13 protein-coding genes and 1 pseudogene are annotated in these 13,973 nt (G+C 60.5%); 10 read left to right on the top strand and 4 right to left on the bottom strand.

The genetic code is table 11. The features are described 5' to 3' along the window. Positions 1–56 precede the first annotated feature (56 nt). Positions 57–299: a DUF1127 domain-containing protein gene (locus HCI85_RS07725; protein ID WP_167143766.1), complete on the top strand. Its 243-nt coding sequence runs from the start codon at positions 57–59 to the stop codon at positions 297–299. Positions 300–341: 42 nt separating this feature from the next. On the opposite strand, the gene HCI85_RS07720 is transcribed toward HCI85_RS07725, so the two are convergent. After that, positions 342–1,655 carry an NAD(P)/FAD-dependent oxidoreductase gene (locus HCI85_RS07720; RefSeq protein ID WP_167143763.1) on the bottom strand — a complete coding sequence of 438 codons (1,314 nt, stop codon included), beginning with the start codon at positions 1,653–1,655 and terminating at the stop codon, positions 342–344. A 175-nt stretch (positions 1,656–1,830) separates the two neighbouring features. On the opposite strand from HCI85_RS07720, the gene HCI85_RS07715 reads away from it, so the two are divergent. Beyond that, positions 1,831–2,184, top strand: coding sequence for a YkgJ family cysteine cluster protein (locus tag HCI85_RS07715; RefSeq protein WP_167143760.1), 354 nt, complete (start codon positions 1,831–1,833; stop codon positions 2,182–2,184). A gap of 3 nt (positions 2,185–2,187) precedes the next feature. Here the strand turns inward: HCI85_RS07715 and dadR are convergent, their stop codons facing one another. After that, complete coding sequence (gene dadR / locus HCI85_RS07710) at positions 2,188–2,676, bottom strand: transcriptional regulator DadR (protein WP_090250512.1); 489 nt, start codon at positions 2,674–2,676, stop codon at positions 2,188–2,190. Positions 2,677–2,831: 155 nt separating this feature from the next. Here dadR and dadA point away from each other — a divergent pair, with 155 nt between their 5' ends. The 5 genes from dadA to HCI85_RS07685 all read left to right on the top strand — a co-directional run bounded on the left by dadA (position 2,832) and on the right by HCI85_RS07685 (position 6,944). Then, a complete protein-coding gene (gene dadA / locus HCI85_RS07705; RefSeq protein WP_090250509.1) occupies positions 2,832–4,130 on the top strand; it encodes a D-amino acid dehydrogenase in 1,299 nt (432 codons plus the stop codon). Beyond that, positions 4,105–4,455, top strand: coding sequence for a RidA family protein (locus tag HCI85_RS07700; protein WP_167143757.1), 351 nt, complete (start codon positions 4,105–4,107; stop codon positions 4,453–4,455). Before dadA ends, HCI85_RS07700 begins: the two co-directional genes overlap by 26 nt. An 88-nt stretch (positions 4,456–4,543) precedes the next feature. Next, on the top strand, positions 4,544–5,617 hold the full coding sequence (gene alr / locus HCI85_RS07695; protein WP_167143754.1) for an alanine racemase: 1,074 nt from the start codon (positions 4,544–4,546) through the stop codon (positions 5,615–5,617). A gap of 245 nt (positions 5,618–5,862) precedes the next feature. Then, positions 5,863–6,411: a cupin domain-containing protein gene (locus HCI85_RS07690; RefSeq protein ID WP_090250501.1), complete on the top strand. Its 549-nt coding sequence runs from the start codon at positions 5,863–5,865 to the stop codon at positions 6,409–6,411. Positions 6,412–6,521: 110 nt separating this feature from the next. Further along, the gene (locus HCI85_RS07685; protein ID WP_090250499.1) at positions 6,522–6,944 is read left to right on the top strand and encodes a c-type cytochrome; all 423 of its coding nucleotides are present in this window, start codon (positions 6,522–6,524) and stop codon (positions 6,942–6,944) included. A gap of 95 nt (positions 6,945–7,039) precedes the next feature. Here HCI85_RS07685 and HCI85_RS07680 read toward each other — a convergent pair whose 3' ends face one another. Together HCI85_RS07680 and rep are read right to left on the bottom strand one after the other, a co-directional pair. Continuing rightward, on the bottom strand, positions 7,040–7,612 hold the full coding sequence (locus HCI85_RS07680) for a xanthine phosphoribosyltransferase (RefSeq protein WP_090250497.1): 573 nt from the start codon (positions 7,610–7,612) through the stop codon (positions 7,040–7,042). A 118-nt stretch (positions 7,613–7,730) separates the two neighbouring features. Beyond that, the gene (rep, locus tag HCI85_RS07675) at positions 7,731–9,740 is read right to left on the bottom strand and encodes a DNA helicase Rep (RefSeq protein WP_167143750.1); all 2,010 of its coding nucleotides are present in this window, start codon (positions 9,738–9,740) and stop codon (positions 7,731–7,733) included. Positions 9,741–10,005: 265 nt separating this feature from the next. Between rep and HCI85_RS07670 the strand changes: the two genes are divergently transcribed. The 3 genes and pseudogenes from HCI85_RS07670 to HCI85_RS21245 all read left to right on the top strand — a co-directional run bounded on the left by HCI85_RS07670 (position 10,006) and on the right by HCI85_RS21245 (position 13,917). Then, entirely contained in the window at positions 10,006–11,676 is a 1,671-nt protein-coding gene (locus HCI85_RS07670; protein WP_167143747.1) for a putative bifunctional diguanylate cyclase/phosphodiesterase, read from the top strand. A gap of 246 nt (positions 11,677–11,922) precedes the next feature. Then, positions 11,923–13,062, top strand: a pseudogene (locus HCI85_RS21250) (Cache 3/Cache 2 fusion domain-containing protein); the annotation flags it as partial. Further along, a complete protein-coding gene (locus tag HCI85_RS21245) occupies positions 13,057–13,917 on the top strand; it encodes a methyl-accepting chemotaxis protein (RefSeq protein ID WP_372239946.1) in 861 nt (286 codons plus the stop codon). The pseudogene HCI85_RS21250 and the gene HCI85_RS21245, both read left to right, overlap by 6 nt. Positions 13,918–13,973: the final 56 nt, after the last annotated feature.

Below are 13,973 nucleotides of genomic sequence, written 5' to 3'. Positions count from 1 at the left end.
CTTTTTCCGTGTCACTCATCATGATCTCCCATCAGGCTTACGGGCAGGAGCAGGCGATGAACGGGTTGAGTGATGTCAGGCTGACAATTAAATCAGGCGAGTTGCAGCAGTCTGCGGGCGGGCATCTGTATGCTCAAAAGGATGCGGCGAAGCCAGCTGTACGTCGCTGGAACACATTCTGGCAACGCCTGACGACTCGCCGCGCGCTGCTGAGGCTGACCGATGAACAGCTCAAGGATATCGGCCTGAGCCGCGGGCAAGCCCTGCGCGAGGCGCAGCTGCCGTTCTGGAAGCTGTGAGGAGAATCCGCAGCAGGTCGTTGTGGCCTGCTGCGTAGAACGTCAGACCAGTTCTTTCATCCGGTGCCAGAGCATGCCCAGGGCGAGCAGCGGCGAGCGCAGGTGTTTGCCGCCAGGGAAGGTCATGTGCGGCACCTTGGCGAACAGGTCGAAGCCGCTGCTGGCCTGGCCGGCGATGGCCTCGCCGAGCAGCTTGCCGGCCAGGTGCGTGGCGTTGACGCCATGGCCCGAGTAGGCCTGGGCGTAATACACGTTGGGCTGTTCCTTGAGCCGGCCGATCTGTGGCAGGCGGTTGGCGCCGATGCCGATCATGCCGCCCCACTGGTAGTCGATTTTCACGTCGCTCAGGTGCGGGAAGACTTCCAGCATTTTTGGCCGCATATAGCCGGCGATGTCAGCAGGGTCGCGACCGGAATAGTGGCAGGCGCCGCCAAACAGCAAGCGCCGGTCGGCGGACAGGCGGTAGTAATCCAGGGCAACACGCTGGTCACACAGTGCCATGTTCTGCGGAATGATCGCCCGCGCTTCGGCTTCGGACAGCGGTTCGGTCGCAATCACGTAGCTACCGGCCGGCAGCACCTTGCCGCCCAAATTGCTGTTCAGGCCATTCAGATAAGCGTTGCAGCCGAGTACCAGGGTAGTTGCGCACACCACGCCCTGAGCAGTGTGCACCTTGACCTCACTGCCATAGTCGATGCGCGTCACTGCCGAATTCTCGAACAGTTGTACGCCCAGGCTCTGCGCTGCAGCGGCTTCGCCGAGGGCCAGGTTGAGCGGATGCAGGTGGCCGGAGCCCATGTCGATCATGCCGCCAACATAGCGGTTGGAACCGACCACTTCGTGCATCTGCTCCGGTTGCAGCAGGCGCATTTCATGGCGATAGCCCAGCTGCTTGAGTTCGGCCATGTCTTCGGCGAAGTCGGCGAGGTGGCCGGGTTTGTTGGCCAGGTCGCAGTAGCCCCAGGTCAGGTCGCAGTCGATGTTGAACTGCTCGATACGCTGGCGGACGATTTCCACCGCTTCCAGGCCCATCAGTTTCAGTTCGCGCACGCCCTGCGCGCCAATCACCGATTCAAACTGCTCCACGCCATGGCCGACGCCGCGAATCAGCTGGCCGCCGTTGCGCCCACTGGCGCCCCAGCCAATCTTGTGCGCTTCCAGCAGCACCACCGAGAGGCCTTTCTGTGCCAGCTCAATGGCTGTGTTAAGGCCGGAAAAACCACCGCCGACGATGCACACATCGGCACGCAACTCACCGCCCAGGGCGGGGTAGTCGAGCTGGCGATTGGCGCTGGCGGCGTAATAGGAGTTGGCGTGCTGGCTGCTGTGAACCGGCTGGTGAACGCGGGCGTTCATGTGTGGAATCCTGATTATTATGTTTGGAAAATTTTACGAAGAATAAGCGTGAGATTTGCCAAACGCCAAGAGGCAATCGCGAAATAAGCGGATTTTCGTCGGTTAGCCGCTGCTCCTGTCGCGATTCAACTTTGGCCACGGTTACTATGCCGACCTGTGTTTCAGGATCACGTCCATGAGTTGCACCAGTCGCAAGATCGATCAGCTGCGTTTGCAGATTCCCAGTTTTGCCTGTGTGCCGGGCTGCCACGATTGCTGCGGCCCTGTCACCGCGTCATCCGAAGAGATGTCGCGGCTGCCGGTAAAGAGTGATGCCGAGCATGACGCCGCGCTGGCTGAGTTCAATTGCGTGCACCTGGGGCCGCAGGGTTGCGAGGTGTACGACCAGCGCCCGCTGATCTGCCGGCTCTTCGGCACCACGCCGAGCCTGCCATGCCCGCGTGGCCAGGGCCCGGAGCAGATGATCGAGCCGGCGGTGGCAAAGCAGGTGCATCAGCTGATTGCCACTACCCGTCAAGTTCTAGTCTGACGGCTAGTCGGCAATCGGCAGGCTCAGGCTCTCTTTCACCTCTTCCATGACGATATAGCTCTTCGACTCGCGCACATGCGGCAGCTTGAGCAGGATGTCGCCGAGCAGCTTGCGGTAGCTGGCCATCTCGTTGATCCGCGCCTTCACCAGGTAGTCGAAGTCGCCGGACACCAGGTGGCATTCGAGCACGTGCGGCAGCTTGAGTACCGCGCGGCGGAACTCCTCGAAGGTGTCGCCGGACTTGTAGTCCAGGCTGATCTCGACGAATACCAGCAGGCTGGCCTTGAGCTGCTGCGGGTTGAGCCGGGCGTGGTAGCCCATGATGATCCCTTCGCGCTCCAGGCGGCGTACGCGCTCGGTGCATGGCGTGGTCGACAGGCCGACCCTCTCGCCCAGTTCGGTAAAGCTGATACGCCCGTCTTCCTGCAGGATCCGCAGGATATTGCGGTCGATCTTGTCCAGTTCGCGGCGGCTCTGATGTTGGGTGCGCACGGTGGATACCCCTCTGTAGAAGGCGATTTTGCCAAGAATTGTCGCCAAATATAGCTATTTATATAGTGAAAAGCACTGCTGATCTCTTCCTATACTGCGCTCAATTGTGATCTCAGGAATTATCCGTCGCGCATTGTCGCGGCGAGGAGAGCGGCATGCGGGTTTTAGTTCTCGGCAGCGGTGTGATTGGTACAGCCAGTGCGTATTACCTGGCGCGTCAGGGTTTTGAAGTGGTGGTGGTCGACCGGCAGCACGCCCCGGCCATGGAAACCAGCTTCGCCAACGCTGGCCAGGTGTCCCCTGGCTACGCCTCGCCATGGGCTGCCCCGGGCGTACCGCTGAAAGCGATCAAGTGGCTGCTGCAAAAACACGCACCGCTGGCGATCAAGGCCACTGCGGATATCGACCAGTACCTGTGGATGGCGCAGATGCTGCGCAACTGCACCGCCAGCCGTTACGCGGTGAACAAGGAGCGCATGGTGCGTTTGTCCGAGTACAGCCGCGACTGCCTCGACGAGCTGCGCGCGGAAACCGGCATCGCCTATGAAGGCCGCAGCCTGGGCACCACTCAGCTGTTCCGCACCCAGGCGCAACTGGACAACGCGGCGAAAGACATCGCCGTGCTGCAGCAATCCGGTGTGCCCTATGAAGTGCTCGACCGCGCTGGCATTGCCCGCGTTGAGCCGGCCCTGGCCGCCGTTACCGACAAGCTGGCTGGCGCGCTGCGTCTGCCGAATGACCAGACTGGCGATTGCCAGCTGTTCACCACCAAATTGGCTGAGATGGCCAAGGCGCTGGGTGTGGAATTCCGTTTCGGTCAGGACATTCAGCGCATCGACGCCGTGGGCGATCGGGTCAATGGCGTGTGGATCGACGGCAAGCTGGAAACCGCCGACCGCTACGTGCTGGCGCTCGGCAGCTTCAGTCCGCAACTGCTCAAGCCACTGGGCATCAAGGCGCCGGTTTACCCGCTCAAGGGTTACTCGCTGACCGTGCCAATCACCAATGTGGCGATGGCGCCGACCTCGACCATCCTCGATGAAACCTACAAGGTGGCGATCACCCGTTTCGACAACCGCATCCGCGTGGGTGGCATGGCGGAAATCGCCGGCTTCGACCTGAGCCTCAACCCGCGTCGTCGCGAAACCCTGGAAATGATTACCGCCGATCTCTACCCGCAAGGCGGCGATCTGCGCCAGGCCGAATTCTGGACCGGCCTGCGCCCGGCCACCCCGGACGGCACGCCGATTGTCGGTGCCACCGGCTTGCGCAATTTGTTCCTCAACACCGGTCACGGCACACTGGGCTGGACCATGGCCTGCGGCTCCGGTCGCCTGCTTGCCGATCTGATGGCGAAAAAGCGTCCGCAGATCAGCGCCGAAGGCCTGGATATTTCCCGTTACAGCCGTTCCCAGGAGAGTCACAAGCATGTCAGTACAGCGCCTGCACACTGAAAGTCGTTACAGCGAAATCGTCATCCATAACGGCACGGTCTACCTGGCCGGGCAACTGGCGGACGACTACAGCGGCGACATCGTGCAGCAAACCCGCGAAACCCTGGCCAATACCGACCGCATGTTGGCCGAGGCCGGCAGCGACAAGTCGAAGATCCTCTCCGTGACCATCTACCTGAAGGACATGGAGCGCGATTACGCCGGGCTTAATCAGGTCTGGGATGCCTGGGTCGCGCCAGGCGCGGCGCCTGCACGGGCTTGCGTCGAGGCGAAGATGTACAAGCCTGAGGTGCTGGTGGAGATGATGATCGTGGCCGCCCTGTAAATCGGCCCGTCCCGTTTGCGATAAGTGTTTGCCCGGCCATCACACCGGGCTTTTTTACTTCTGAAAACTGCTGATAGCCGAGAACGTCATGCGTCCTGCCCGCGCCCTGATCGACCTGCAAGCCTTGCGTCACAACTACCAACTGGCCCGTGAAGTCAGCGGCGCCCGCGCCCTGGCGGTGATCAAGGCGGATGCCTACGGCCATGGCGCGGTGCGTTGTGCCCAGGCGTTGCAGGAGCAGGCCGATGGTTTTGCCGTGGCCTGTATCGAGGAAGCGCTGCAGCTGCGCGAGGCCGCTATTCGCGGGCCGATCCTGTTGCTGGAGGGTTTTTTCGAAGCCGACGAATTGCCGCTGATCGAGCAGCACGAACTGTGGTGTGTGGTGCATTCGCTGTGGCAGCTGGAGGCGATTGAGCGCAGCGCGGTACGCCGTCCGCTGACGGTGTGGCTGAAGATGGACAGCGGCATGCACCGCGTCGGTCTGCACCCGGCCGACTACCAGGCGGCCTATCAGCGCCTGCTGGCCAGCGGCAAGGTGGCGAAGATTGTGCTGATGAGCCACTTCGCCCGTGCCGACGAGCTGGATTGCCCGCGCAGTGCTGAGCAGTTGGCGGTGTTTCAGCAGGCACGCCAGGGCATAGTCGCCGAGGTCAGCCTGCGCAACTCGCCTGCCGTATTGGGCTGGCCGAGCGTGCCGAGCGACTGGGTGCGCCCTGGCATCATGCTTTACGGCGCCACCCCGTTCGAACAGGCGCAGGCAGTGGCCGCGCGGCTGCAACCGGTCATGACTCTGGAATCGAAGATCATCAGCGTGCGCGAACTGCCGGCCGGCGAGCCCGTGGGCTATGGCGCACGCTTTGTCAGCGAGCGGCCAACCCGCGTTGGCGTAGTTGCCATGGGCTATGCCGACGGCTACCCACGTCACGCGCCTACCGGTACGCCCGTGGCGGTGGACGGCCAACTGACCCGCCTGATCGGCCGCGTGTCGATGGACATGCTCACCGTCGATTTGACTGATCTGCCGCAAGCGGGCCTGGGTAGCCGGGTCGAGCTGTGGGGCAAACAGGTCCTCGCCAGCGACGTGGCCACCCATGCCGGCAGTATTCCTTATCAGCTTTTCTGCAACCAGCGAAGGGCGCCGCTGCTCTACCTCGGGAGCTGAGAGCCTGTTCAAAGGCTGCTGCGCGTCGGCCCTGCTGCGTTAAAAACAGGCTCGGACTGCTCATTTACAACCCGTAAACTCCGCGTCCTCGCCTGTTTTTGCCTTGCATGGCTCTAGCTCGTAAGCCTTTGAATAGGCTCTAACACGCATGCTGTAGACGAGTTTGAACGCGAGTGTTGTAAATTCTGAACGCTATGCCATGATACGGCGACTTTTCCGTATCACTCCCAAGGGGGACTCCAGCATTGGACGTCGGTGTTCGACTGCAATCCATTCGCAAACTCAAAGGCCTTTCCCAGCGTGAACTCGCCAAACGGGCGGGCGTCACCAACAGCACCATTTCGATGATCGAGAAGAACAGCGTAAGCCCTTCGATCAGTTCGTTGAAAAAGGTGTTGGCGGGTATCCCCATGTCCCTGGTGGAGTTCTTCTCCCTGGATGTGGAGCAGGATAGCCAGGCTCAGGTGGTCTATCGCGCCGCCGAACTCACCGATATCTGCAGTGGGGCCATCACCATGAAACTGGTGGGTAAGGCGCATCCCAGCCGGGCCATTTCCTTCCTCGATGAAACCTACCCGAGCGGCACTGACACCGGCGATGAGATGTACGCCCACGAAGGTGAAGAGGCCGGCATGCTGGTTGAAGGCAAGCTGGAACTGACCGTCGGCGACGAGGTGTTTATCCTTGAACCGGGTGACAGCTACTACTTCGAGAGCAGCAAACCGCACCGTTTCCGTAACCCATTCGAACAGCCTGCCCGGCTGATCAGTGCGACTACGCCGGCCAATTTCTAAATAACCCTGCGACAATCTGGGTTGTTTCGGCCAGCCCGGCTTGCCGTTATACTGCTACCCGCTCGCGAAACCGTGGCCGCGAGCGTGACTAGCCACGAAGAGGGTGTACCGTGAACCTGATTAAAAAGCTCCTGGTAGCACCGGCTACCGTATTGGCCCTGTGGGCAGTGACTGCTCAGGCCACGACCGACGATGCCATTGCTGACCGACTGAAGCCGGTTGGCCAAGTCTGTGTGATGGGTGAAGAATGCAAGGGCGTGGGTGCTGTAGCCGTTGCTGCTGGCGGTGGTGCGCGTACTGCCGATGACATCATTGCCAAGCACTGTGGTGCCTGCCACACCCCAGGTATCCTGGGTGCGCCGAAAATTGGCGACACCGCTGCCTGGAAGGCACGTGCTGATAAAGAAGGTGGTATCGACGCTATCTTGAAAACCGCGATTGCCGGCATCAACGCCATGCCGCCGAAAGGCACTTGTGCCGATTGCTCGGATGACGAGCTGCGTGGCGCAATCCAGAAGATGTCCGGCCTGTAAGTCGCCTGACGCTGCTGTGAAAAAGCCGCCTGAAAAGGCGGCTTTTTTGTGGGCGCTAGAAACGGCTCAAGGCAATTCCCGGTGGGCTACGGCCTTTAATCGATAAAGCTGACCTGACCATCCTTGAGTGAATCAATACGCGCCAGCGACTCGACCCGGTAGCCCTGTGCGTCCAGCTCGGCGCGGCCGCGTTGGAAGGACTTTTCGATCACCACACCGATACCGGCGATGCTTGCACCGGCCTGGCCGATCAGATCAATAAGGGCGCGCGCGGCATGGCCGTTGGCGAGAAAATCGTCAATCAACAGCACATGGTCGTGGGCGCCCAAGTGCTTGGCCGAAATGGCCAGCGTGCTTTCGGTCTGCTTGGTGAAGGAAAACACCTTGGAAATGTACAAGTCGTCCTTGAGCGTCAGTGACTGGTACTTGCGCGCAAAAATCACCGGTACGCCTAATTCCAGGCCTGCCATCACTGCCGGAGCAATGCCCGAGGCTTCGATGGTGACGATCTTGGTGATGTTCTGGCCGGCAAAACGCTGGGCAAACTCATGACCGATCTGCTGCATCAGCTTGGGGTCGATCTGGTGATTGAGAAAGGCATCAACCTTGAGTACATGCTCCGAGAGCACGGTGCCTTCATCGCGAATCTTCTGTTTCAGCGCTTCCACGCGGTTACCCTCGTCGTTCTTTCTGATACCCGGTCTGCGCCGGGATGTAATGGTGCAGCGTAGCGCGGATGCAGGCGGTGACGAAATACGTCTATCTGTGCCCGCGCGGTGTTGCCGGTTATTTTTTTAGCAGGGCGCGCATATTGGCCAGCGCCGAGTTGCCGGTGGCGGCCTTGACCTCCGGTGCAGCGTCTTCCAGGCCTTCCCAGACCAGATCTTCAGGCGGCAATTCATCAAGGAAACGACTCGGCGAGCAGTCGATGACTTCACCGTATTGTTTGCGCTTAGCGGCAAAGGTCATGGTCAGGTTGCGTTTGGCGCGGGTGATGCCGACATAGGCCAGACGCCGCTCTTCCTCGACCGTATCGGCCTCGATACTGGAACGGTGCGGGAGGATTTCTTCCTCCACGCCGAGAATATAAACCGATGGGTATTCCAGGCCCTTGGACGCGTGCAGGGTCATCATCTGCACACCTTCGGCGCCTTCCTCTTCTTCCTGCTGACGTTCGAGCATGTCACGCAGCACCAGTTTGCCGATGGCGTCCTCGATGGTCATCTCGCCGTCTTCGTCGCGCTCCAGGGTGTTCTTCAGCGCCTCGACCAGGAACCAGACGTTGCCCATGCGTGCGTCGGCGACTTTGTCGCTGGAGGCGTTCTGCCGCAGCCAGTTCTCGTAGTCGATATCCATCACCATGCTGCGGATCGCCGCAATCGGATCGTTCTGCGCGCATTCCTGGCGCACCCGGTCCATCCATTTGGTAAAGCGCGCCAGGCGCTCGGTGTAGCGTGCATCCAGTTGCTCGCCCAGGCCGATTTCGCCGGCGGCAGCGTACATGCTGATCTTGCGGTTGGTGGCATAGTTGCCGAGCTTTTCCAGGGTGGTCGAGCCGATTTCGCGGCGCGGCACGTTGATCACGCGCAGAAAGGCGTTGTCATCATCTGGGTTGACCAGTAGGCGGAAGTAACTCATCAGGTCCTTCACCTCCTGGCGGGCGAAGAAGCTGGTGCCGCCCGAGAGGCGATAGGGAATCTGATGGTGCTGCAGCTTCAGCTCCATCAGTTTGGCCTGGTAGTTACCGCGGTAGAGGATGGCGTAATCGCTGTAAGGGCGCTGGGTGCGCAGGTGCTCGGTGAGGATTTCCAGTGCCACCCGTTCACACTCGGCGTCTTCATTGCGGCAACGGATCACGCGGATCTCGTCACCCATGCCCATCTCGCTCCACAGCTGTTTCTCGAAGGCATGCGGGTTGTTGGCAATCAGGATGTTGGCGCACTTGAGGATGCGGCTGGTGGAGCGATAGTTCTGCTCCAGCATCACCACCTTCAACGAGGGGTAGTCCTCTTTCAGCAGCATCAGGTTTTCCGGGCGCGCGCCGCGCCAGGCATAGATCGACTGGTCATCGTCGCCGACCACGGTGAACTGGTTGCGCATGCCCACCAAGAGCTTCACCAGTAAATACTGGCTGGCGTTGGTGTCCTGGTATTCGTCGACCAGCAGGTAGCGGATGCGGTTCTGCCATTTTTCCAGGATGTCGGCATGTTCCTGAAACAGCATCACCGGCAGCAGGATCAGATCGTTGAAGTCCACCGCGTTGTAGGCGCGCAGGGTGCGCTGGTAGTGCAGGTAGACGATGGCCGCCGTCTGCTCCTTGGGGTTGCGTGCGCCGGCCAGGGCTTGCTCGGGCAGGATCAGGTCATTCTTCCAGCTGTCGATGATGTTCTTGATCTCGTCCGCACCGTCATCACCGGCATATTCTTTCTGCATGATGTCGGTGAGCAGCGCCTTGATATCGCCGTCATCGAAGATCGAGAATCCCGGCTTGTAGCCCAGGCGCGCGTATTCCTTGCGGATGATGTTCATGCCCAGGTTGTGGAAGGTCGAGACCGTCAGGCCGCGGGCTTCGGGGCCCTTGATAAGGGAGCTGACGCGCTCTTTCATCTCGCGCGCGGCCTTATTGGTAAAGGTCATGGCGACGATATGGCGGGCCTGGATGCCGCAGTTCTGCACCAGGTGGGCGATCTTGCGGGTAATCACGCTGGTCTTGCCGGAGCCTGCGCCGGCGAGCACCAAAAGTGGGCCGCCGACATAGTTCACGGCTTCCTGCTGCCGGGGGTTCAGTCGGGACATGGAATCAATCGTCAGGTGAAGTGGGCGCGCATTTTAACAGGCCTGGCGCATTGTGCCGTGACCATCTGGAAGTGTGTCGCAGTGCACATAATGGCAAACCGCCAGGCTTGGTTAATTTTCCTATTCCAGTACTCTGGTGCCACTTTCGGGTCCAGCCTCGCCGCAGGACACGCGCCACTGACACAAGGATGTGCGTGATTAGACGTCGATTACGACGCATCCGAGCGGTTGTAATGCTCTTTATTTGTGCTGTGGGGGAAGTTGTTTGTCCGCGTTCGTCGAACCATTACGCTTGCTGTTGCTGGCGGAAACGCCGGGCTGGGCGCAGTTGCTGCGTGAACGTCTGGGGGCGCTCGGCAGCGGTTATGCGCTGATCACCGCACCGTCCTGGGAGGCGGCCAGCGCGCTGTTCGATAAACCCAGCAACGCCTTGCTCCTCACCACCCCCCAATACTTGCCTGCCTCCGGGCGCTGTTCCCTGCCGATTGTCCTGCTGTTGGATGCCGAGCCCGACGTCGAGCCCGATGGTGTCTGCGACTGGCTGGTGCGTCATCAGCTCAGCAGTGAAGTGCTGCGTCGCTGCCTGCGCTATGCCCGTGAGTACGGCAAACTCAACGACACCTTGCACCGCCTGGCGGATCAGGATGCCCTGACCGGCATTGCCAATCGCCAAGGATTCCAGACCCTGCTGGCTGCGCGCCTGACCGAGTATGAAGGCCGTGGCCTGACCCTCGGCCACCTCGATCTGGACAACTTTCGCCACGCCAACGATGCCCTCGGCTACCAAGGTGGCGACAGTCTGATTCTGCAAGTGGTGGCGCGGATCAAGGCGCAGCTGCAGGCAGGCGACCAGGTGGCGCGCCTGGGCAGCGATGAATTTGCCTTGCTGATCGACAGCCGACGCGACCCGCAACGCGCAGAGCGCTTAGCCGCGCAGATTACCGAAGCCCTTGGCGAGCCCTACTGGATTGACGGCGAAAGTCTGCTGATCGGTTGCAGCCTCGGCCTGGCCCATTCCCGCGCCACAAGCAGCGCCGACCCACTGATGTGGCACGCGCATATCGCCATGCAGCAGGCAAAGAGCCAGCAGGGCTGCTCTTTTCATGTTTATGACGAGCGGATCAACCGCAGTGCGCGCAACCAGGCTGACCTGGAAAGCGAACTGCGTCGCGCCCTGCGCCGTGACGAGCTGGAGCTGCACTACCAGCCGCGTCTGTGTTTACAAACCGGACGCATCCTCGGCCTGGAAGCGCTGGTGCGCTGGCGCCACAGCGTGCACGGCTTGCTGGCGCCCAACGAGTTTGTACCGCTGGCCGAGGAAAGCGGACTGATCGTACCGCTCGGTTATTGGGTGATCAGCCGTGCGCTGCGCGATATGCAGTGGCTGCGCGGGCGTGGTCTGCCAGCGCTGCATATGGCGGTCAACCTGTCATTTCGTCAGTTTCAGGACAGCCAGCTGCTGCCAACCCTCAGTCGGCTGATCGAAGAGCGTGGCGTTGATGCGCAGTGGCTGGAGTTCGAGCTGACCGAAACCGCGGTGATGCGCCGCAGTGATCAGGTGCAGCAGACCATGTTGGCCCTCGGTCGTCTCGGCGTGCGCTTCTCGCTGGACGACTTCGGCACCGGCTTCTCTTCCTTTGTGCACTTGAACAACTTACCGATCACCCTGCTGAAGATCGACAAGAGCTTTGTCGGCGGCATGTGTGAGCGTGCGGAGAATCGCCAATTGGTGCGGGCGATGATCAACCTGGCGCACAACCTCAACCTGCAGGTGGTGGGCGAGGGCGTAGAAAATGCCGAACAACTGGCACTGCTGCGCCAATACGGCTGCGATCAGGTGCAGGGCTATCTGATCAGCAAGGCGTTGCCGCTCCCTGAGCTGGCGCGCTTTCTGGTGTTCGGCACACGTCAGCCATTGTTTGGACTAAGCAGCTAGGCATCGCCTGGATCAGGTCTGCGGGATAGCTTGAAACGTATCTGGGCGCTCACTCCAGCAATTTCAGGACGCCGGTAATCCTGGTGCGATGAAATAGGCGTGTCTTCTTGGTGCGGCCCTCTATCGGCAAGCGAAAGCCGATCAATTTTGGTTGGCTATATTCTTAGTTCTCCGCTCAAGTATTCTGTGCGGTCGCCGAGTAAATGAGGGCGATTACGCCTTTCATGGCTCTTTAACTGCCGTTTTATGCCCTTGGAGGCATGCATGACCTCTCCACGCTCTCGTATTGCTTGGCAGTTGGCCACAGCATTGGCCTTGGTTCTGGTTCTACTGATCAGTGTCAGCACCGTATTCGCTCTGCGTTCGTTGAACGAGGCCAACCTAGTTACGCGACAGGAGCACTTAGGCAGCGAAGCGCGTTTGCTTGCTGATCAGCTGAGCACTTTTCATGACAGCCTGCGTGAGAGCACTCAGCGTCTTGCCGGTCTGTTTGAGCGGCGTTTCAGTGGCGGTTTGAGTGTGCAGGGGGCCGAGCGAATAGCTGTGGCCGGCATGCAAACCCCGGCGCTGTACCTGGGCTCGAGCCTGTTGAACAACGACTTCACTCAAGTCGATGAGTTTAATCAGCTGACTGCAGGCGTGGCCACGGTGTTCGTGCGCGATGGCGATGAGTTTGTGCGCATCAGCACCTCGCTGACCAAGCCCGATGGCACCCGCGCCATCGGTACGGTGCTCGACCATCTGCACCCCGCTTATAAACGCCTGCTTGCGGGTGATGGTTATGTGGGGCGGGCGTTGCTGTTTGAGCGCTTCTACATGACGCAATACACCCCGGTGCGCGACGTTAGCGGGCGGGTAATCGCGGTGCTGTTTGTCGGCTTCGACTACACCGACGGACAGAACGCGCAGTTTGAGAATCTCAAGCGCTTCCGCATCGGCACCACGGGGTCGCTGGCGTTGCTCGACGATCAGGGTAAGTGGTTGGTTGCCCCAGCCGGTGCACGGGAGCCTGAGCAAATCGCCGGCAAGCTAGCTGAAGTACTGGCTGAACCAGGCCATGGAGCGTTCTGGAGTGACGGTGTCGAGGAGTTCTTCAGCGTAGCCATGCCGTTTTCCGGCGGGCCCTGGCAGGTGCTGGCGAGTATGCCGCGTGAAGAAATCCAGTCGGTGACCTGGCGCGTGGGAAGCCAGTTGGCGATCGGCAGTCTGGTGACTTTGCTGCTGGCGGTCGCGGCAGTGATCTGGTTATTGCGGCGCAAGCTGCGCCCGCTGGGTGATCTGGTGCAACAGGCGCAGGCATTGGGCGCAGGCGATCTGAGCGCGCGTCTTAACGTTACTAGCCAGGATGAGATCGGTGAGCTGGCGCGCAACTTCAACCAGATGGGTGAGGCGTTATCGACCATGGTGGCGCGCATTCGCGGCGCCGCGCACAACGTAACTAGTCGTGCTCAGGCACTGTCTGGCCTGGCCAGTGGTGCTTATGAGGCTATCGAGCAACAGTCTGGCGAGATCAGCAGCATGGCCGGCGCTGTGGAAGAGTTCAGTGCCACCTCGCTGAATATTGCCGACAATATGCGTAATACCGAGCGCCTGGCTAGCGACAATGCCCAGCAGACCCGTATTGGACGCAGCTCAATGGCTGAGGCTTCGAGCGCCTTGGAGCAGATTGCCAGCTCACTGAATGACACGTCTGTCGTGGTCAACACCCTTGGCCAGCGCTCGCAGGAAATCGGTGGAATTGTCAGCGTGATCACCTCGATTGCTGATCAGACTAACCTGCTTGCGCTCAATGCGGCCATTGAGGCCGCCCGCGCTGGCGAGCAGGGCCGTGGTTTTGCCGTGGTCGCCGATGAGGTGCGCAGTCTGGCTTCGCGCACCCGCGAGGCGACTAACGAAATCTCCGCAATGATCGGCAGTATTCAGGGCGAGACCAACAGTGCGATCAGCACCATGGAGCAGGGCAAGCTGCTGATGCAGGATGGGCTGCAGCGTAACGCTAAGGTTGCTGCTGCACTGGGCCAGATTGCCGAGCAGAGCAATGCCGCGGGTGAGCAATTCACCGCCATTACTACCGCTACCAGCGAGCAAAGCAGTACCGCGACGTTGCTCAGCAGTAACCTGCAAAGCATTGCGCTGGCCAACAGCGAACAGCGCGAAGTGGTGGCCAATTTGGCACAAACTGCCCGCGAACTGGATCAGCTGGCCGAAGAGCTGCGTCAGGAGGTCGGACGCTTCCAGTAATGCCTCAGGTATTAGGTTGAGGCATTTCTATCTGTGGAGGGCGGCACGACGAAGTG

The organism is Pseudomonas sp. OTU750018 (assembly GCF_011636575.1).
GTDB classification, from domain to species: domain Bacteria; phylum Pseudomonadota; class Gammaproteobacteria; order Pseudomonadales; family Pseudomonadaceae; genus Aquipseudomonas; species Aquipseudomonas peli.
This window is presented reverse-complemented; position numbering and strand designations above follow the sequence as displayed.

Coding starts and splice junctions, on each gene's coding strand:
- HCI85_RS07720 (WP_167143763.1), bottom strand. CDS start 1,655: ATGAACGCCCGCGTTCACCAGCCGGTTCACAGCAGCCAGCACGCCAAC.
- HCI85_RS07700 (WP_167143757.1), top strand. CDS start 4,105: ATGTCAGTACAGCGCCTGCACACTGAAAGTCGTTACAGCGAAATCGTC.
- alr (WP_167143754.1), top strand. CDS start 4,544: ATGCGTCCTGCCCGCGCCCTGATCGACCTGCAAGCCTTGCGTCACAAC.
- HCI85_RS07725 (WP_167143766.1), top strand. CDS start 57: ATGAACGGGTTGAGTGATGTCAGGCTGACAATTAAATCAGGCGAGTTG.
- HCI85_RS07715 (WP_167143760.1), top strand. CDS start 1,831: ATGAGTTGCACCAGTCGCAAGATCGATCAGCTGCGTTTGCAGATTCCC.
- rep (WP_167143750.1), bottom strand. CDS start 9,740: ATGTCCCGACTGAACCCCCGGCAGCAGGAAGCCGTGAACTATGTCGGC.
- dadA (WP_090250509.1), top strand. CDS start 2,832: ATGCGGGTTTTAGTTCTCGGCAGCGGTGTGATTGGTACAGCCAGTGCG.
- HCI85_RS21245 (WP_372239946.1), top strand. CDS start 13,057: ATGGGTGAGGCGTTATCGACCATGGTGGCGCGCATTCGCGGCGCCGCG.